At 55.5% G+C, this 18,672-nt stretch carries 20 protein-coding genes; 10 read left to right on the top strand and 10 right to left on the bottom strand.

Annotation, left to right across the window (positions count from 1 at the left end):
* Nucleotides 1-50: 50 nt before the first annotated feature.
* The 3 genes from ACQY5P_RS18755 to ACQY5P_RS18745 form a co-directional block, all read right to left on the bottom strand.
* Nucleotides 51-734 (bottom strand): hypothetical protein, encoded by a 684-nt coding sequence (locus tag ACQY5P_RS18755; RefSeq protein ID WP_428408400.1) that lies wholly within the window; start codon nt 732-734, stop codon nt 51-53.
* Nucleotides 735-759: 25 nt separating this feature from the next.
* Nucleotides 760-1,911 carry a nucleotide exchange factor GrpE gene (locus ACQY5P_RS18750; RefSeq protein ID WP_428410691.1) on the bottom strand — a complete coding sequence of 384 codons (1,152 nt, stop codon included), beginning with the start codon at nt 1,909-1,911 and terminating at the stop codon, nt 760-762.
* Nucleotides 1,912-2,099: 188 nt separating this feature from the next.
* A complete protein-coding gene (locus tag ACQY5P_RS18745) occupies nt 2,100-2,843 on the bottom strand; it encodes a YfdX family protein (RefSeq protein WP_428408399.1) in 744 nt (247 codons plus the stop codon).
* Between the two features lie 491 nt (nt 2,844-3,334).
* On the opposite strand from ACQY5P_RS18745, the gene ACQY5P_RS18740 reads away from it, so the two are divergent.
* The 3 genes from ACQY5P_RS18740 to ACQY5P_RS18730 all read left to right on the top strand — a co-directional run bounded on the left by ACQY5P_RS18740 (nt 3,335) and on the right by ACQY5P_RS18730 (nt 5,888).
* Nucleotides 3,335-3,844: an RNA polymerase sigma factor gene (locus ACQY5P_RS18740; protein ID WP_428408398.1), complete on the top strand. Its 510-nt coding sequence runs from the start codon at nt 3,335-3,337 to the stop codon at nt 3,842-3,844.
* A 205-nt stretch (nt 3,845-4,049) separates the two neighbouring features.
* On the top strand, nt 4,050-4,613 hold the full coding sequence (locus ACQY5P_RS18735; RefSeq protein WP_428408397.1) for a hypothetical protein: 564 nt from the start codon (nt 4,050-4,052) through the stop codon (nt 4,611-4,613).
* 30 nt (nt 4,614-4,643) lie between these two features.
* Nucleotides 4,644-5,888 carry a Glu/Leu/Phe/Val family dehydrogenase gene (locus tag ACQY5P_RS18730; RefSeq protein WP_428408396.1) on the top strand — a complete coding sequence of 415 codons (1,245 nt, stop codon included), beginning with the start codon at nt 4,644-4,646 and terminating at the stop codon, nt 5,886-5,888.
* 48 nt (nt 5,889-5,936) lie between these two features.
* On the opposite strand, the gene ACQY5P_RS18725 is transcribed toward ACQY5P_RS18730, so the two are convergent.
* A complete protein-coding gene (locus ACQY5P_RS18725; protein WP_428408395.1) occupies nt 5,937-7,019 on the bottom strand; it encodes a phosphatidylglycerol lysyltransferase domain-containing protein in 1,083 nt (360 codons plus the stop codon).
* Between the two features lie 194 nt (nt 7,020-7,213).
* On the opposite strand from ACQY5P_RS18725, the gene ACQY5P_RS18720 reads away from it, so the two are divergent.
* Both ACQY5P_RS18720 and ACQY5P_RS18715 read left to right on the top strand, forming a co-directional pair.
* Entirely contained in the window at nt 7,214-7,648 is a 435-nt protein-coding gene (locus ACQY5P_RS18720) for a CBS domain-containing protein (protein ID WP_428408394.1), read from the top strand.
* A 9-nt stretch (nt 7,649-7,657) separates the two neighbouring features.
* Nucleotides 7,658-8,140, top strand: coding sequence for a hypothetical protein (locus ACQY5P_RS18715; protein ID WP_428408392.1), 483 nt, complete (start codon nt 7,658-7,660; stop codon nt 8,138-8,140).
* Nucleotides 8,141-8,354: 214 nt separating this feature from the next.
* Here ACQY5P_RS18715 and ACQY5P_RS18710 read toward each other — a convergent pair whose 3' ends face one another.
* From ACQY5P_RS18710 to ACQY5P_RS18700, 3 genes are all read right to left on the bottom strand, one after another.
* Nucleotides 8,355-8,813, bottom strand: a complete 459-nt coding sequence (locus ACQY5P_RS18710) for an Hsp20/alpha crystallin family protein (protein WP_428408391.1) — start codon at nt 8,811-8,813, stop codon at nt 8,355-8,357.
* 126 nt (nt 8,814-8,939) lie between these two features.
* Nucleotides 8,940-9,335 carry an Hsp20/alpha crystallin family protein gene (locus tag ACQY5P_RS18705; RefSeq protein WP_428408390.1) on the bottom strand — a complete coding sequence of 132 codons (396 nt, stop codon included), beginning with the start codon at nt 9,333-9,335 and terminating at the stop codon, nt 8,940-8,942.
* Between the two features lie 37 nt (nt 9,336-9,372).
* On the bottom strand, nt 9,373-9,810 hold the full coding sequence (locus ACQY5P_RS18700) for an Hsp20/alpha crystallin family protein (protein ID WP_428408389.1): 438 nt from the start codon (nt 9,808-9,810) through the stop codon (nt 9,373-9,375).
* 427 nt (nt 9,811-10,237) lie between these two features.
* Between ACQY5P_RS18700 and ACQY5P_RS18695 the strand changes: the two genes are divergently transcribed.
* The gene (locus ACQY5P_RS18695; protein WP_428408388.1) at nt 10,238-11,167 is read left to right on the top strand and encodes a DnaJ C-terminal domain-containing protein; all 930 of its coding nucleotides are present in this window, start codon (nt 10,238-10,240) and stop codon (nt 11,165-11,167) included.
* Nucleotides 11,168-11,176: 9 nt separating this feature from the next.
* Complete coding sequence (locus tag ACQY5P_RS18690; RefSeq protein WP_428408387.1) at nt 11,177-11,521, top strand: MerR family transcriptional regulator; 345 nt, start codon at nt 11,177-11,179, stop codon at nt 11,519-11,521.
* A gap of 354 nt (nt 11,522-11,875) precedes the next feature.
* Here the strand turns inward: ACQY5P_RS18690 and ACQY5P_RS18685 are convergent, their stop codons facing one another.
* Both ACQY5P_RS18685 and rpoZ read right to left on the bottom strand, forming a co-directional pair.
* Nucleotides 11,876-12,169, bottom strand: coding sequence for a hypothetical protein (locus ACQY5P_RS18685; protein WP_428408386.1), 294 nt, complete (start codon nt 12,167-12,169; stop codon nt 11,876-11,878).
* Complete coding sequence (gene rpoZ / locus ACQY5P_RS18680) at nt 12,162-12,488, bottom strand: DNA-directed RNA polymerase subunit omega (protein WP_428408385.1); 327 nt, start codon at nt 12,486-12,488, stop codon at nt 12,162-12,164. The genes ACQY5P_RS18685 and rpoZ overlap by 8 nt, the downstream gene beginning before the upstream one ends.
* On the opposite strand from rpoZ, the gene ACQY5P_RS18675 reads away from it, so the two are divergent.
* Together ACQY5P_RS18675 and fumC are read left to right on the top strand one after the other, a co-directional pair.
* The gene (locus ACQY5P_RS18675; RefSeq protein WP_428408384.1) at nt 12,487-13,731 is read left to right on the top strand and encodes a hypothetical protein; all 1,245 of its coding nucleotides are present in this window, start codon (nt 12,487-12,489) and stop codon (nt 13,729-13,731) included. The two genes, rpoZ and ACQY5P_RS18675, sit on opposite strands and share 2 nt — an antisense overlap.
* A gap of 298 nt (nt 13,732-14,029) precedes the next feature.
* Nucleotides 14,030-15,433 carry a class II fumarate hydratase gene (gene fumC, locus ACQY5P_RS18670; protein WP_428408383.1) on the top strand — a complete coding sequence of 468 codons (1,404 nt, stop codon included), beginning with the start codon at nt 14,030-14,032 and terminating at the stop codon, nt 15,431-15,433.
* 1,331 nt (nt 15,434-16,764) lie between these two features.
* Here the strand turns inward: fumC and ACQY5P_RS18665 are convergent.
* Nucleotides 16,765-17,676, bottom strand: coding sequence for a LysR family transcriptional regulator (locus tag ACQY5P_RS18665; protein ID WP_428408382.1), 912 nt, complete (start codon nt 17,674-17,676; stop codon nt 16,765-16,767).
* Nucleotides 17,677-17,828: 152 nt separating this feature from the next.
* Here ACQY5P_RS18665 and ACQY5P_RS18660 point away from each other — a divergent pair, with 152 nt between their 5' ends.
* Nucleotides 17,829-18,530 (top strand): pirin family protein, encoded by a 702-nt coding sequence (locus ACQY5P_RS18660; protein ID WP_428408381.1) that lies wholly within the window; start codon nt 17,829-17,831, stop codon nt 18,528-18,530.
* Nucleotides 18,531-18,672 lie beyond the last annotated feature (142 nt).

The raw sequence follows: 18,672 nt of genomic DNA, 5'->3' as shown, positions 1-18,672 counted from the left end.
TTTTCTCTCCATTGGCTGTTGCATGTCTTCCATTAAACCTATTACGGCGATCAGGATTGACCGGGGTCAAATTCGCGCCGTCCCTCCTGCGAACCGCCAGCCAAACCTTCACATGCTCGCGGGCGGTCCGCGGCGCCCTTCTTGGCGCCGCAGTCAGTACATAAGGACTTGCGCAGACCGCCTATGCGCGGCATCAGGTCCTCCCCATCGCCATAGTCCAGGAAGTCATAATACCGGCTATGCGCATGCAGCGCCGGTGCAGCATGCTTGATTGGACACCAATATTGTTCCGTACGGCTCGCAATTTCAGCGACAAAGGCGATAACGCCATTGGCATAGCCGCAATATATGCAGTTCAGTTTTTGGATAGCATTGAGATACGGCAACCGGTGGCGGTCAATTATGACGTATTCAGCCCGTTTGACGCGGGGGATTCCCCAAAGGCGGAAACAAATAGCCTGATAGATGACTACAAAAATATCCAATGCAAGAATCGGAAAGAAAACGGCATAGATAAACGGCGCCGCAATAAGATTACGCATCCGCGCATCGGATAAGGAACGGGCCAGAGACCGTCTGATTTCCTCATGACGCCTCTTCGCAGAGTCCTCAAATACCGCTTTGCCCTTTTTCAGCTTGTATTTGAATTTGCGGCGCCCCTCATCCAGGGCGCGGTTCACCTCCCTCTCCAAGTCGTCAAACCGTTCCTTGAACGTTTCCGCCAAATTGGTCATTGTCGCCGCCTCGTTTCGACTTTGGTTAGCTGATGTCTCCCAAGCGCTCGTCGCCAAGCCATGGGTCCGGATTGATGTCATGAAGCGGAACGTCTTCTACCGTTCTTGGCAGTTCTATTTCGTGAACGAAAATATTCTCCGCACCGGCCTCTGAGAGCGCGGTTTTCACTCTCTCCTCCTGGTCCTTGCTGCGCAGGCGAACAAAAAGGACACGGCCGCCGCCCTCCAATTCCGATTCCAGCATTTCCAACTGGCGCTGCGTAAGACTCCGCCCGAAAAGCGCGCCGAGACCGCCGCTTGCCGCACCGCCGGCGATCGCTGCAAGCGCCGCCGCTGCAAGCGCGCCTCCGGAGGCCAAAACGGCGCCGGCAGCACCGATTGCGCCGAGGTAAGTCAGTAATCCGAAAGCGGCCGCAGCGCCTTCGCCTAGATCTTCGCGCAGAACCAAAGGACGGCGCGGTGTCAATGGGTTATCGGCGGCTTCGACAGGATCGACATAATATTTGCCCAGTTTTCGCAGGATCGACATCCTGTCAGCCATTAGGTCTATGTCCGAGCGATCAATGCCGGCCGCCATCAGACGATCAACCGCCGTTTCGAGTTCCTGCAAACTGTCAACGACGCCGACCACCTCGCGAACAGGCGACATCGCGACGATTGTCGGTTTTTTTTCCTTCGGCGGCTCCATTTCCATTTCTGGCCCCTCGTTTTTTTTGCTAATGGAAACAATGACAAAGGCCGGCCGGATGAGACGCTGCTCGAACCGATAGCCTGGTTGCACCGTTTCTAGCACAGTGTTCGGCTTGGTTGTTTCATCCTCTCTTGTTGAGATTGCTTCGCACTGATTTGGGTCAAATTTCTCTCCAGCGGGATCGATCCGGGTCACGCCTAGGCGCCCAAGATTGTCAAGCAAGGCGCTATGCGTATGCCTGACGCCATCCAGCAAGGCTGTTCCGGCGCCGCTGAACTCTGCCTCATGGGCTTCGGCGGATTTCAACGCAAGATCCAGACTATCCAGCGCAGGAAGCATCGCCTCTATAGCGGCGGCGATACCGGCCTTGCGCCCTTCGTCGCGCGCAAGACCGGCGCGATTTCGCGCATTCGACGCGTCGGCCAGCGCACGCAGCAGCCGGTCCTTCAAGCTCGCAATCTCCGCCTTGGCTTCATCCAGCGTCATCTCGGAATCGCTCAAATCCTTTGCCGGAGACCCAGGGGCTTGATCATTGTCATTGTAGATGAAGTCCGGTTTTTTGCTGGAATCCGAAGTCATGATAGCCATCCGCTTATAAAAAGGGCGCCTGACACCGTTGTTGATTATAGTGGAGCAGCGTCAAACTGAACACTGACGCCGCTCCAGCGCGGGGGTTATTCGCCGTCTTTCGGCGTAATGCCGGAAATCTGACGGCGAATGGAGGCGAAAAGACCGCCCGCGTCTTCGTCAGCTTCAACGCGTTTCTGCAGCGACTTTACGTCTTGCTGAAGCTGACGATAAAGGGTCTTGTCACCATAGCCGAACGCTTTTGCGAGTTCGATTTCATAAGCAGCGTTTTCCAACAAAGCCTTGACGTCAGGCGTTGTCGTCTCTGCGTTTGCCTCGTCGTCCGTTTTACCTTGAACCTCAGTGTCCAACTTGGCTTCGGCCATATCAAGAAGAGCCTGAGCGCGAAGCAGCGGCAACGGCACGATGGTCTCGGTGACGACAAATGTGCTTAACGCAGCGTTGAGAGCGACTTTCGCTTCCTCAATTTTCCCATCGTCCACCAGAGCGGCGACGTCCTTGATGGCGTCCGGATAGGTGGCCAACGGAATATTGGCGGTCGAAATCACAAGCTCGCTGCCGAAGGATTCGATAAGAGGGCGAGCTTGCTGGATTTCACCGTCTTCGACAAGTTCCTTAATGTTTTTGCGGATTGCCTTGACGCCGTCGACAGTCGCGATGAGATCTTGACGAATGGCCGACACGTCCACCGGCAACAGCGCAAGATCAGGTTCACGCGCAAGAACAATTTCGAGTTGGCCCGTTACTTTTGCCAGAGCGCCTAGAGCCGCGTCCGCATCCCCTGCGTCGAGCGCCTTGATGGCTTCACGCGTTTGGGCGAGCGCTTCCACCGCTTCATCGGTGAGGGCGGCGCGCTTGTCAGTTAATTGTTCGCTTGCGCTGTTTTCGACATCGTCCTTAACAGCGGCCTTCGCTTCGGCATGGTCCGCGGGCGCGTCAGCTGCTGTGGTCTCAACTGCCGGCGCCGTCTCAGCAGCCGCGACAGCTGCGGGCTCCGGATTGGAAGCCTCGGCATCGTCTTTCGCGCAAGCGGACGTTGACAAGGCAAGGGCTGCGCAGATCGCTATTGCGGAAACACGCGATGTGATCGCGGACCCGCCTATGGAATTGTGTAGGTTGAGCATTTTTCGCCTCCGTTCTTGGTTTCAATTCAAAAGTCTTGCGCATTGGGACGTAAAGGACGCAGACGCCCGCGCCCGCCCCTCAACAAGGCGCGAGACTTGTCAATCGTTTCAAAGTCGTTGAAGACGCTGTATATTCGGTCTTCGATAGTGAAGACGAAGCTCACCCTCAGAAAGTTCACGGGAAACAGACTTAACCGATGTCCTATGACGCCTTGATCGCTGAAATGCCGAGAATGCGGGAATACGCCCGCTATCTCGCGCGCGATCATGTCGCCGCCGATGATCTGGTGCAGGACAGCCTTTCGCGCGCGATGGTCGCCATCGACGGTCGGGACAGCGACAAGAGCCTGCGCGCCTGGCTGTTCTCGATCATGCGCAACCGGCATATCGATATCGTGCGGCGCAAGGCGGCGGCGCCCGACGGCGTAGAACTCGACACGATCGAGCACGCCATGCCGGCCCAGGAAGACGGCGCGACTGATTTTCTGATCGACCTGTCCAACGCGTTCGATACGCTTCCGGACGAGCTTAAGGAGACCATGTGGCTCGTCGGGTTACAGGGTTATTCCTACGAAGAAGCCGCGACGGTCATGGCGATTCCCATTGGAACAGTGCGATCCCGCGTCTTTCGGGCGAGAGCCCTTTTACGAAACAGCATGGCTGCCTATTTTCCTCGAGTCGACGACAATGGAGAGGAGAATGCGTGATATTCGACCTCCAACGCCGGAAGAGCTGAGCGCCTATACGGATGGCGAGCTTGACGCTGACCGCCAGGCGGAAATTGCTCTTTATCTTTCGCAGCGCGACGACCACGACGCGCTTATGTCAGCCGATTCAGCAATCTTAGGCGGACTGCGCAGCATGCGGGAGAAACTGAGCCCGGCGGCGACGCCGGCGCGATTACGCGACGCCGTGAGCGGGTTGAATGTCGCTGGCCGAATTGAGCGTTACCGCAGAGCGGTTGCCCTTCTTGGCGCCGCGGCCGCTGTCGCCGTTGTTATGTTCGCCATTTCGATCGTTTCATGCCACGATCTTGATGCAAGGGATAAACGGCTCGCCGAGCAGGAAATTTCTGAGGCGGCTTCATATTATTTACGCGACGTGAACGGCGCAACGCAGTTCGGGGCTCAATCGGATGCCGAGTTAATCACCGCCTTGCCGCAACTGTCCGGTGAAGTAGTCAAAGCGCGATTTATGACGGACACGGATTTTGAATATCTGGGCGGGCGGGTGCTTAGCCGCGCCGGAGAAGGCGCGGCCATTTTGTTTTATCAGGACCAGCAAGGCGCCTTTTATGGCCTGACGATCTGGCGCGAATCCCCAACCACGTCATCGGCGCCAATCGCGACTGGCCCCGGTCGAACGCTCTTTTGGAACGACAAAAGCCATCGATTCGCCCTCACCGCCGCAAGCGAAGACGCCAGCCTTGATGAGTTCAAAGAGGAACTGAGGCGGCGCTATAACGGGCGCGAATGATCAAGATCAATTAGGCAAGCGATTTGCAAAATGCCCGGTCAGTTAAATGAAGCCAGAAAACGCCTTGACGACGCGGCCGACTTGATCGGCGTGGATGACGGATTTGTCTCCAGATTACACTATCCGCAAGAAACGTTATGCGCGACGCTACCGGTTCGGATGGATGATGGCCGCTTGCAGTTTTTCAAGGCGTGGCGGTGTCGCTTCAATGACGTGCTGGGCCCCACCAAGGGCGGGATCCGATACCATCCCGACGTCAATCATGATTGGGTGATGACGCTTGCATTCTGGATGACCGTCAAATGCGCGCTGGCGCAATTGCCGTTTGGCGGCGCCAAAGGCGGCGTCCGGGTCGATCCGCGCGAATTATCCGTTTACGAACTAGAACGCCTGACGCGGGCTTACGCGCGCGCGTTCGATATCTTAACGGGTCCGCGCCAGGATATTCCCGCGCCGGACCTCAACACCAACGAACAAACCATGGCCTGGCTTGCGGACGAGATGCGCGTTCTTCACAACAGGCACATCGAAGCGACGGTTACCGGAAAACCGCTTGCGGTGGGCGGCCTGCCGGGAAGAACCGAAGCAACGGGTTATGGCGCGTTTAGCGTTCTTGAAGAAGTCATCGCGCGGAAGCCGGCCTATTCGGATCTCGAAACAATCGCACTGCAGGGGTTCGGCGCTGCGGGATCGAACTTCGCAAGAGCCGCTGCAAAAAGCCGATTTCGCGTCATCGCAATTTCCGACGCAGACGAAGGACTTTATGATCCGGATGGTCTTGACGTTGAAGCATTGCTGGAGTTTCAACGCCAAAATGGCGGCCTGAAGGGCGCTGCGGCTAAATTCGGCAAAAATAAAATATCAAATGAAGAGCTCCTGACGCTCTCATGCGATATTCTAACACCAGCCGCGGTCAGCAATCAATTAACGGCGCGGAACGCTAAGGATGTGTCTGCGAATATGATTCTCGAAATCGCCAATGGTCCAACAGACTATGAAGCCGATGCGATCCTCGATGAGCGAGGCGTTCTCGTCATTCCCGATATTCTCGCCAATTGCGGCGGCGTCACCGCGTCATATTTCGAGTGGTCGCAAAATCTGAAATGCGAACAAATGCTGTTCGAAGACGTAATGGAAAAACTATCGGAACGTATGAGACGTCTTACCGCACAGGTTTATGATTTTGCGCAGGAAAAGAACACAAGCCTCAGACGCGCGGCTTACGCGATGGCGCTTCAAAGACTAAACGCAGCGGCGCTGGCAAGGGGACAGTGAGCCTGTCAGCGGCAATATTGGTTTAGGCCGGCATTGTCCGCCGGGCAATTACCCGTGCACACCGCCAAGCTCTTTACGAGTCTTTCGCATCATATTGCGAATGCCGCCGCCGGTAAGCGCGGCAACCGCGATCGCCGCCGCGCCGGCACGCCAATGATTAGGCGCAGCTACGAAAGACGAACGCCACTCGGGATCGAATTTATCCTTGAACGCTCGCAAGCCTTCAAATCCGTAGAAGCGCCCGCCGCGCGAATAGACAAAGGCGCCAAGTCTCGAGACCGTCGATGGGCGCGTCTGATCGTTCAGTCCGGCCAGCGGCGCCAATCCGAGATCGGCTATCCGATAGCTCTTTTCTTTCGCCCAGAGCAGGAGTTTTGCGAACAGATAGTTCATGCCGCCGCCAGGGCCTTCATCGAGAAAACGCATGAGATCCATTGTGACAAAGTCATTCTTTGTCCGGATATTTGCGAAAGCCACGGGGTCGTCGCCGCGCCACACCAGCGCCAACGAAAAGCGAGCCAGATAATCCGGATCGAACTGGCCGAGCGAGAATTTCTTTTCGACGCCGGTTCGCGGCCGAAGCCATGCGTCGGAAATCTTTCGCAACGCCGGCTCAAGATCACCGAGTGCGCCCGGCGGTCGTATCTCAAAACGGCAACCAGATTTTTCGGCGCGGTTGATGGCGTTGCGGATATCCTTTTTGTCCTTGCCTGAGACTGAAAACGGTTCGAGATGAACAAGAGCGCGTTCGCCAACCTTTTCGCCGACAAATCCGTACACAGCGAGCTTGTCCAGCACTTCCGGCCCGACAGAGTAAAAAGCCGGCCAAAACCTTGCGGCGCGAGCGGCCGAGGTAAACGCTGCGGTCATTTCCTCGAATTCGGACATCTTGCCGACCGGTCCGCCCATCGCCACCCAGGCCCGTCCCCAGCGTCCGAACATAATGAAACTTTCGCCGCTGTTACTCCACAAAAAGCGCTTGTCGCCCGTGAAGGCGAGAAAAGAATCGCCGTCAAAGCATTCAGCGTTTGCGAGAATTTTCGCCGCACGATTTAGGTCATCCGGACCGCCCACATCCGGGACAGCGTCTGCGCGCCGCAGATTGAACGCAGCGAGCCTTTTCAGGACCATTTTTGGCGGCGCCGTCGCCCTCATCGATCACTTCCAGCAAGGCAAACGCGTGCAATCCTGTGCATCATATCAAGGCCCTCTTGAATCCGGTTTCATTCCGACTATTTCGCCGATATCGAAGCGGCGTGCGTTCGTTCCTCGAACAAGTTGACGCTATCCTTTCTAACATATCCCATTGAGATTGGAGGGTTTCGATGAAAGTTTCTGATCTTTTAAATCGTAAGGGCCGCGCGGCGCCTCATATTCGGAAGCAATCTAAGGTCAGTGAGGTAATCAGCCAGCTCAAGACCGACGAAGCGTCGGCCCTCGTCGTGGTTGACGACGACAACGAGATTCTGGGCATTATTTCCGAACACAACGTCGTCCGCGCTCTTGAGGAATACGGCAAAGAGGCGCTTGATCATGCGGTCGCGGACATCATGACGGCGCCGGTTGTCACATGCGAGGAACAGGCCACCCTCGACCAGGTCATGGCGCTCATGGACCATCACAAAATACGTCACGTTCCGGTCGTTTGCGATTCGACGTTGTGCGGCGTCGTTTCGATTTATGACATATTGAGCCAGAAAATGTCTGAACTTTCCCAGGAGGCCGAGGCGCTCAAGGCCTATGTCGCCGGATCACTGTGAGGACCGGTCATGGGGCATTTGCAGCGACGCACAAAACTGCAGAACAGCAGTGTGGCGCGCCGGGCGAAGCTAGGCGGCGCAATTGGCTGTGCAATTGCGTCGCTGGCCACGCTGGCGCACGCCCAATCGCCAGCCTTGAATTCTTTTTCCAGTGAACCGCTCGTAATCGATTCCTATACCGAGTTCATGCACGCGCGTGCGGCGGCCGAAAAATGCTATGGCCGCCCCCTTACGGAAGACGAACATGAGCGGTTCGTCACGACTCTCTCGTTTCGCGACCCTGAGCGCCGGGATAAGGAGACGCTCAATGTCGTTGTATTGAATGAACTTCAGAAACTGAAGCTACAGTTACGCAATAAAACGTGCGACGATCCCGATGTTGCAGCAAGCCTGTTCGACTGGCGATTGCAGGTATCCTTGTTCTCGCATATTGATCCGAAACTAGCGGTCCAGGAAAGCGATCCGGCGTCTGTTGCAAGCGCCGAACGATAACACAATTTTTGTTCTTAGATATAAGGCGGCCTCTTCTTCAAGAGGCCGCCCAGTCAATGCGCCGCGACATCAGGGGAGAGACGCATGCCTTAGCGCATTGCCCTCGCTTTCCGTCAGGAGGATCGACGGACTTTGGCATCGAACGCCAAACACACCAGCGACAACGCGGCATGGGAAAAGAATGAGGGCGATCATTCGCCCTCAAGTCGCCATGTCACGCCGCCTTCACCTCGATGCGTTTGGTAAGGTCTTTAGCATGCGACGACTTCGGCATGGTAATGCGTAAAACGCCCTTCTTGAATTCCGCTTTCGCCCGATCCGTCTCCAGGCCCGGCGGCAACGGGATCGTACGATAGAAGGAACCGTATGACCGCTCATGCAGGAAGTATCCCTTCTCGTCCTCTTCACGCTCATGACGCCGTTCGCCGCGAATAGTCAGGACATCGCCGGTGAGCGAAACGTCAATATCGTCTTCATCCATGCCCGGCAGGTCGACAGCAATCTTGATCTGCTTGTCGGACTCAGTGATGTCGACGCTCGGTTGCAATAATCCCGCAAGGCCGAATGACCGGTCAAAAAACGGACGCTCAAAGCGCTCGAAAAAGCGATCAAACGCGTCATTCAATTCTTGCTGGAGGGACACAACGCTTTCGCCATTGTCCCCGCGAACCATAAGTTCGCGCCCGGCACGCCGTTTTCTATTGCCATTGGCCGATTTTTCGCGGCCCCATGGCACTAAATCCCGAATTCGCATAATCTTTCCTCCTTCAATTCATCATTGCTTTAAACGAAAGCGCCGTTACGCGGCCTTTACGCTGATCTTGCGAGATTTCACGCTTTCCGCTTTCGGCAACTCGAGACGAAGAACGCCGTTTCGGAACGACGCATCGATTTTTTCGCTGTCGATATCTTCCGACAGCGAGAAGACGCGTTCATAGTCGCCTTCGCCATACTCGCCGTAGACAGGGCGCCAGCCTTCACGGGCATGGGCTTCGGCTTCTCCGCGAATCGTCAGGACGCGGTTTTCCAGCGTGATGTCGACTTTATCACGAGACACGCCCGGCATTTCCGCTTCAATAACAACTGCGTTGTCGGTTTCGAAAATGTCCGTTGCCGGACGATAAACCGTTCGCGGTCTGCGATCATCCAGGCGCGTGACGTTTCCGCTTTCGTTTTTCATGACTTCAGTGTTCATATCGATTTCTCCCTTCAATTCTTCTTCCAAGACCGGCTTATCCGTTGATCGCGATTTTGCGCGGTTTGTCGGCTTCAGGGCGGTGCAATTCGATCTCGAGAACGCCGTCCTTGAATCGTGCGTCCACGCGATCCGGATCGACGCGGAACGGCAATTCGATTGTACGAGAGAATTTGCCGCGGCCCCGTTCGCGACGGTGCCAGCCTTTGCTGTCGTCGGCGCCTTCGTCTTTCACTGCGCCGGCGATTGTCAGCATGTCTTCACGCACGGTGATGTCGATAGAGTCATCATCGAATCCGGGAAGCTCGCTCGTCACCAGAAGCGAATCCTCTTTGGCGTAGACATTAATCGGGGGAAACCCGGCCCGCGCGTCCGCCATGGAATAGCCGTCGAGCGCCCGGTTCATAGTGGTCTGAAAGCGCCGCAGTTCTGCAAACGGATCCCAGCCAACAACACCGTTATTTGTAACCAGCATGATTGATCCTCCTAATTGTTGACCTCACCATCTAAGACGAAGGGACTGAGCAAAAAGTTCGCGGAGGCCCGCTCGTCTTTTTTCGAATTTGAGGGGAAGACGGCGCCGGAAAACGCTTCAAGGGCGAGACCAGTCTTGCCGGACTATCATTCCACCGGCGATCACGATCTGGGCCGGCGATGATTTTAACAATCTGGCGACCGTCATGCCGTCAAGCGTCGAGCGATTGGAGGCCGGCGCGCGTTTGAAAAATCTGTGAGTGAGCGCGTGCTCCAAATCATTGCTCGGGTCCCGGCGTCGGCGACCCGCGAAACTGAAATGGGTTGGCCCTTGAACTTTTCAAGGGGCTCGCAAGTCTCTAAAGATGCCCTCGCTGCAATCAATCGAGTCCAACACATTCTTCGTAGCAAACTTCGTAGCAAAAACCATGGCCGACGACCTCTACAATATCTTGGGCGTGTCGAAGTCCGCTACGGACGATGACATCCGCAAAGCCTATCGAAAGCTTGCCAAAAAGCTGCACCCCGACCTTAACCCGGACGACGAAGCGTCCGCGGAGGAATTCAAGAAAATCTCCGCCGCCTATGCGATCCTTGGCGATAAGGAGCAAAGGGCGAAATACGACGCCGGTGAAATCGACGCTTCGGGCCAGGAAAGGCCGGAGCCGCGTTATTATCGCGAGCATGCCGGCGGCGACGGCGGCGAGCGCTATTATTATCAAAGCTCGGGCGAGGATTTTGGCGGTTTCGAGGATCTGTCAGATATCTTTGGCGATATTTTCGGACGCGGGCGACGCGCGGACAGCGGCTCAATGCGGCGGGCCGGGCGCAACACGCGCTACCATCTGGAAATTGACTTTATGGATGCCGCAAAGGGCGGCAAGAAACGGATCACGCTTCCCGACGGGGCCTCGCTGGACGTCTCGATACCCGCCGGGGTGGAAGACGGACAGACCATCCGCCTCAGGGGAAAAGGAGAGCCCGGCCTCAATGGCGGTCCGGCAGGAGACGCGCTCATCGAGATTTCCGTCCGACCGGACCGCCTGTTCAGGCGCGACGGGAAAAATATCCGCCTGACACTTCCCATCGGGCTTGATGAAGCCGTGCTTGGCGGCAAGGTCGAAGTTCCGACTATCCACGGGGCCGTCACAATGACCATTCCCGCAGGCGCCTCAAGCGGTCAGAGCCTGCGCCTCAAGGGACGCGGCGTTCGCAAGGCCAAAGGCGCGCCGGGCGATCAATATGTCGAATTAAAAATCGTCCTTCCAGATGAGTTCGACGACGACTTCAAAAATGCCGTGAAAACCTGGCGTGAGAAAACCAAATTTGATCCGCGCGCCGGATGGGCCGGACGTTAGGAGGCGGCGATGAATAACGAGACCACCATCACCTACACTGAAGACGACCTTGTCGCCGAAATCCGCTCACTGACGCAGTCGCGGCTGCGAAGATGGCTGCGCGAGGGCTATGTTCGGCCTCGGCGCGAGGCCGGAGACGCCCTTTATGACGAACTCGACCGGGCGAGGCTGGAGCTGATGACGATGCTTTGCGACGATTTTGACGTCGCCGACGATGCGCTGTCGATTTTCCTCGGCTATCTCGATCAGGTTCACAGCCTTCGCCGGGAAATGGCGCGGTTGTTCAAAGCGCTTGACCGACAGCCGGAAGCCGTACGCGCGGCAATCCTCCGACAATGGCGCGATCAGGAGTAACCATGCGCTAAAGCGGCATTGATGTCCCGGCGGACTGGCTAGACGCCTTCGATAATCAACACCGTAGAAGCGAGTTAGCGAGAAACCGTATCCGCAAGCCGAAGTTACGCATTCGTCAGCGACGCTGTCGGCCACCGCGAGCAGAAATGCGAACATAGGCAGCGATGCGAACTCCGGGGAACCCCGCAAAATCAGTTTGTCGCATTGAAGTCACGCTTAGAACGCACAACACCCTGCGATGCCGGTTATAGCTGAGCCGATATCGACGGCGATACTCCGCATGTTGATCGCCCTAATATTGAGCAACTGATGCGGAGCGGATCCGTGACGATCTCGGGCGGGACGATGTCAGAATTAAGCCGCCATCGGGACGTTGATATCATTGTTGTCGTTCGCATAGCCGTCAGAGCAAGATTCTTTAATCGGCATCATTGATGGAGGCTCGCATACTACAGATGCCCGGCCGCCCTTCGGCCACATAAGCGCGATCGTCCAAAACGGTGGATTCCAGTAAAAAGGGATCGGCGCTGTAAGCGCGCTCACAAGCGCCGCTTTTGACGCATATGATGCAACCTCAAGCGCATTGTCGAATGCGCGGGCGGCGCGAAACGGGGTTCCCCAAACGTAGCTAAGCGGCGTTTCACTCATGACGCACAGACTCCTCGCCAAGCGTATTGAGCGCCGCCAACATCGCGCCTTCGTCGATGCGCTCGAATTCCGGACGATCATCATCGTCCGCCGGCCGAACTCTACGCAAGCTTTCGATAAGGCGATTTTCAATGTCGCGAGGGCATATGGCGCCGGCGGCGATCTCTTTCAGCGCCAGTACAGGCGCGCTGTGACCGTTTGCCGGAATGGCCGATGGAGCGCCATTGTGAACTTCGCGTGCGCGCCGTGCCGCAAGCAGCGTCAGATCGAATCTGTTCGGTACGGCGTCAAGACAATCGACTGCAAATACGCGCGCCATGGATTATGCAACTCCTTTATCTCGCTACGGGCCTTGCCTGTATGACGACCGGAGGCTGAAAAAAGTTCACCCGCCTCTCTTCAAGTTTTGCGCAAAATTGGTATGGGCTATCTCTTACGCTTTCCTCTTGACCGGCTCAGGCGGACGGCGCCACCTTCCCCAGACTATGCTCCTGGATGCCGCCATTCTCCTTGCTGTCCTTCTGAGCGGCGCCGCTTTTCTATCGCCGAAACTTGCCGGTTCTCTATATTGGCGGGCAACCGTAACGCCGCTCGCATCGATTATCGGCAGCGGTTTTCTGGTTATTGGGCCAATCCTTGATGCGTCATATGGTAAGTACGCGCCGCTAGCGATGATTTGCCTATGTGTCGCCGCCTATTTATTTGGCGCGGCAATACGCTTTAACATTCAGTGCGAAGCAGATAGCTCCGATAGGCGCGGCGTTTTAGTCTCATTGGATAATATCGCGTCCTGGGCCTTGTCTTTCGCTTATATTATTTCTGTAGCGTATTATCTGAATCTGTTTGGTGCATTTGGAGTCAGGCTGACGGAAGGCGGCAGCCCTAACGGCGCCCGTTTGCTGACAAGCATAATCTTCTTGCTCATTCTTATTGTCGGTTGGGTGCGTGGGTTTTCCGCCCTCGAGCGTCTCGAGGAAATTTCGGTCAGCGTCAAACTTGCGATAATCGCAGGGTTATTGCTCGGTCTCATAATTTACTTCACACAAAAGGCGACTTCTGGCGACCTCGTTTACAATGAACCGGAAATCGAAGGACTAGGCGCAATTTCGCTGGCCCTTGGTCTGTTAATCACTGTCCAAGGGTTTGAGACCTCCCGCTATCTTGGTGAGAAATACTCCGCGCCAATGCGGATTCGTTCCAAGCGTCTCGCTCAATGGATATCATCCGGCGTTTATCTCGCATATATCTTCCTGATCACTTATGTATTCCCGCGCGGGGACATCGCGTTCAGCGAAACCGCTATCATAGATATGATGATTATCGTTGCGCCGATATTGCCTACTCTACTTGTGGCAGCGGCGCTGAGCGCTCAATTCAGCGCAGCCGTCGCAGATACGGCTGGCGCAGGCGGCTTGTTCTCAGAGCTGACGAAACACGCCTTAATGCCGAGACATGCCTATTTAATCGTTGTCATATTCGGTCTTATAATTACCTGGAGCGCTAATGTATTCGAAATCATCAATTATGCATCAAAGGCGTTTGCCTTGTATTACGGCATTTAATCTGCAATCGCGGCGTTGAACGCATGGTTTTTGCAGCGACGGAGCCTAGCCGTGATTTTTTCGATATTGGCGTTTATCGGCATGAGCATCATAATTTTCGGCATTCCCGTCGAACATTAAGAAGATCACTGACTATGCTGGCTATGCAAAAAGAAACAGCATGACTGGCTTCCAGAACGGACATCATTGTGAAAAGGCCTAATACGCACTGCGCGCGTCGCATGACCATGAGAATTATTGAAGCATCTCAACGCATGAGAGTCCTGGAACTCCATATTTTCTACTGAGGAACGAAGCTATGACAAAAACAAGACTGGAAAGCGATACGCTCGGTCAAATTGAAGTGCCGGCTTCAAACTACTGGGGCGCCCAAACGCAACGCAGCATCGAGAATTTCAACTTCGACGTCAGGGAACGAATGCCTGTCGAAATCATTCATGCCCTCGCCACAATCAAACTTGCGGCGGCCCGCGTTAATCACCGCCATGGACTGCCTGAGCAATTAGCGGCAGCCATAGAGGATGCCGCCCGTGAAATTATCTCAGGACAGCATGACGACCAATTCCCTCTGGCCATATGGCAAACCGGCAGCGGCACTCAAACAAACATGAATGTCAACGAAGTGATCGCCGGTCGCGCAAACGAGATTCTAACGAAAAAGCGAGGGGGAAAAGCGCCAGTTCACCCTAACGACCATGTCAATAAGAGCCAATCGTCGAATGATTGCATCCCAAGCGCAATGCATATCGCCGTCGCGGTAGATACAAGCAAGCGCCTCAAACCATCTCTTGACAGTCTGCTGGCCGCATTGAAAGCAAAAGCGGAAGCATGGTCGGGTATTGTAAAAATAGGCCGCACTCATTTGCAGGATGCGGTTCCGCTGACGCTAGGTCAGGAATTTTCCGGCTATGCACATCAAATCGAACGGTGCCGTACACGAATCGAAACCGCTTATGGGGAGGATATTATCATGCTCGCCCAAGGCGGAACGGCGGTTGGCACTGGCCTTAACGCCCCTGCGGGATTCGATAAGGCGATTGTGGCTGAGATATCCCGTGAAACAGGCATTGAGTTCAAACCGGCTCCAAACAAGTTTGAGGCGCTGGCGTCGCACGATCCGCTGGTTCAGTTTTCAGGAACGCTGGCGACTTTGGCCGCCGCCCTCAACAAGATCGCCAATGATATCCGCCTTCTTGGAAGCGGGCCGCGTTGCGGTCTCGGCGAATTGGAATTACCTGCAAACGAGCCGGGAAGCTCCATCATGCCAGGTAAAGTTAATCCCACTCAGTGTGAGATGCTTACAATGATCTCCGCCCAGGTCATTGGAAACCATCAGGCAGTGACCTTAGGCGGCGCTCAAGGCCACCTTGAACTGAATGCATTTAAACCTTTAATCGCTGCAAATGTCCTGCGTTCTATCGGCCTGCTGGCGTCTGGCATGGAAAGTTTCGCCAGCCGCTGCGTGCAAGGATTGAAGCCAAGGGAAAGGCGGATTTCATATCTTGTCGATAGTTCGCTGATGTTAGTAACTGGCCTTGTCCCGACACTTGGCTACGAAAATGCCGCCCGGATCGCAAAACATGCTTATGAAAACGATATTACGTTGAAACAAGCCGCGGCGGAGCTTGGAATGCTTGATGAGGCTGTTTTCGAAAGGTTCATGGATCTAGGAAAAATGGTGTTGCCTCATGCAAAGGATTGAAACCCGCTACGCCACGTCGGCCTTCGGAAATAACAAAACACCTCATAGGGCCATGAATGACGCAGGAAGGGCCTGCCTGACGCTGTTTTTTTCGGTTCTATCCTTGGCTTAAAAGCTAAACGCACCTTCCCGGCCCTCCGCGATTGTTCCGATGCAGCGCCCTTCCACCCAAGTGAACGGACACTTGTTTTTATAATTCTCATCACCGAGGAGCAGAAGAAGGAGCGCCGTGTGCGTTCTTACGTCGATATAGGCAGAGATATTGGAATTGATTGGTACCATAAAGTTGTCACTTGAGTTGCGCACGCTATCTAGCGCCTGAAATCAAGACATACCTTTCCATCAACCTGTTGATCAATAGACTGATATTTTCGTTCGCGTTATTTAATGCGTCGCCGAAGAGATTCCGCGCGCAAACTTATCATGTCGGAGATTTCTTCCACAACGCTCCTGTCACAAGCGGTTTCCAAGAATTCAGCTTTGGTTTTACCCATTGCTTCACTCACCGCACTGGTCAACTCACCCGCTCGCATTCTGATGAACCGCAACCAAGCTCATTTTCGTCTGCAAATTTTTCCAATCATCTGGCTTTAATTCTTCCAGCGTATGGCGCTTGGCGATCTTCATGGCGCGGCGCGGCGATAAATCTGGATAGTAAACTGTCGACAGAAGGTCGTAGAGCGGCGCCAGTTCAATGGCGCCGTTTTCGCGGTAGCAAACTGTAACTCATCGCATGGGCGCCAGCAAGTTGGTCCTGGCGTAGACCTTGGCGTTTGCACAATTCGCGGATGGTTGTTCCGATCTGTTTAGGCGTTATTTCACACTCCCGAACGGGAATAAATAGGCTTATATCGAGGAAATCAGGGATTTTATTCCCGAAAGGAAATATTGACGCGTAAGCCACTAAGAAAGGATAATAAGATTACCGATCAGGAATATTATTCAAATCCATATGCAGGCAACTATCCACACTCAACTGCCTCGTCCCGACCGTCGAGTAAACTGTTAATACAGCAGTTACGTAGCGCGGATCTGCTGCAGGAGCGCGCGAAATTCTGGCTTTGGCGCCTGACATAAAGTTCGATATGCGTTCACGAAGGGGAGCCATTTTCCAGAGTCTGATCAGCCGCTTAGGCGAAATTGGAAAGCAAGCGTTACTTGCTTGCGAGGCGTAATGGGCGTCATAGATGGACATGGCGTTAACACGCTACCGTCGAAACGGCCAGCCTTGCGCCTTCCGGGATCGGCGCGCTTTCGTCGCCGGAGAGCGCAGCGCTCAGCACAGTGAACGATCCGCCGAGTGTCAGGCGATCAGACGGCCGCGCTGTCGCCTATTCCACGAGATCCCAGTAAGGCCTGTCGCCAAACCGCTCATAGAGAAACGCCACAAGCGCCCGGATGCGCGGCGACAAATGACGGTTCGGCGGATAAAGCAGCGTAATGAAGATATTGGGCGCTTTGTAATCGCTGAGAATGGTGACGAGCCGCCCTTCCTGCAATTCGGCGCCGGCGATGAAAGTCGGCAGCAGCGCAACGCCAAGCCCCTTCACCGCCGCGTCACGCAATACTTCCGCATTGTTCGCCGAAAATATGCATTGAACTTTAACAAGCATGTCGCCTTCCGGTCCGGCCAGACGCCACTGATTGCCGGAACTCAAATGGCCGTAATGAAGGCACGGCATTCCGCTAAGGGCGCGCGGGCTCTGCGGCTCGCCATGCTGCTTCAGGAACTCCGGCGACACGCAGATGACCCGCCGCGCCTCGATGATCTGATGATCGATCAGCGACGGCGCCTCGCGCGGTTCGGCGATCCGCACCGTCATGTCGAACCCTTCCACAACCGGATCGACGAAACGATCGCTTAAAGTCAGTTCGATTCGGATTTTCGGATGGAGCGACATGAAGTCGGCGAGCGCGCGGCCGAGATGCATGGTGCCGAAGGACATGGGCGCGTTGATGCGCAGCTCGCCCTGGGGCTCGTCCTGCTCGTCCATGAGGCAGGCTTCGGCTTCGGCGAGATCGTCGAGGATCGTCGACGCGCGTTCGTAAAACGCCTTTCCGGCGGGGGTCGCTGAAACGCTCCGCGTCGTGCGGTTCAAGAGCTGCACCCCGAGCTGATCCTCAAGCCCGATGACGAGCTTATTGACCTGCGACCGGGAAAGCTTCATCTCCCGCGCGGCGGCGGCGAACCCGCCCGCTTCCACGACCTGCGAAAACGCTTTCAGAGCAGCGAATTTATCCATCTTTCAAGTCCTTAACCCCGGCGCTGGGCGTTCTAATTGTCTTTTTTTTCTCTACAATATGTCACCAATTTACTATATTCCGAGATTTCGAGAAACAATTATCTTGCCTCAAAAGACGCGGGGGGAACGAGCCCCGCACAACGGAGGCAGACATGATCACCATCAGACGTTCAGCGGAGCGCGGCGCAGCTAACCATGGCTGGCTGAACTCCAAGCACACCTTCTCCTTCGGACATTATTACGACCCGAATTTTATCGGCTTCGGCCCCTTGCGCGTCATCAACGAAGACCGGGTAAAGCCGGCCGCCGGTTTCGCGACCCACGGGCACTCGGACATGGAAATCATTTCCTATGTCCTCGACGGCGCCCTCGAGCACAAAGATTCCATCGGCACAGGCTCGGTCATCCGCCCGGGCGAGGTGCAGCGCATGACCGCTGGAACCGGCATCCGTCACAGCGAATACAATCACTCCAAAAAGGATCAGGTGCACTTCCTGCAGATCTGGATCGAACCTGAAAAAGGCGGCCTGACGCCAAGCTACGAACAGACTGAGTTTCCGAAGGACGAACGCCGCGGCAAGCTTCGTCTCGTCGGCTCGCGCGACGGGCGCGACGGATCCCTAACCATCCATCAGGATGTCAAACTATACGCAGGTCTATTTGCGGACGGCGAGCGCGAAACCCTAAACTTGGCGCAAGGACGGAAAGCCTGGGTGCAGGTTGCGCGCGGAGACATTGAACTCTCCGGTCACAGACTTTCCGCCGGCGACGGCGCGGCGATCACCGATGCCGAAAAGATCGAGATCGCCGGCGTGAACGATAGCGAGATCCTGGTTTTCGATCTCGCCGCATAAGGGACGCAGCGGCCGTGACGGCCGCGAGGCGGGCAGGTTTTTCGAAAGTTCGGCTTCAGCCGGCGGCGCAACAGCCCGCCAGCCCCGGCGGAGCCATGCCTTAAGTCACAACACCATTGCAGAAACGGAGAGAGACATGACC

The sequence above is a fragment of the Hyphococcus sp. genome, assembly GCF_965267305.1.
Lineage (GTDB): Bacteria > Pseudomonadota > Alphaproteobacteria > Caulobacterales > Parvularculaceae > Hyphococcus.
This window is presented reverse-complemented; position numbering and strand designations above follow the sequence as displayed.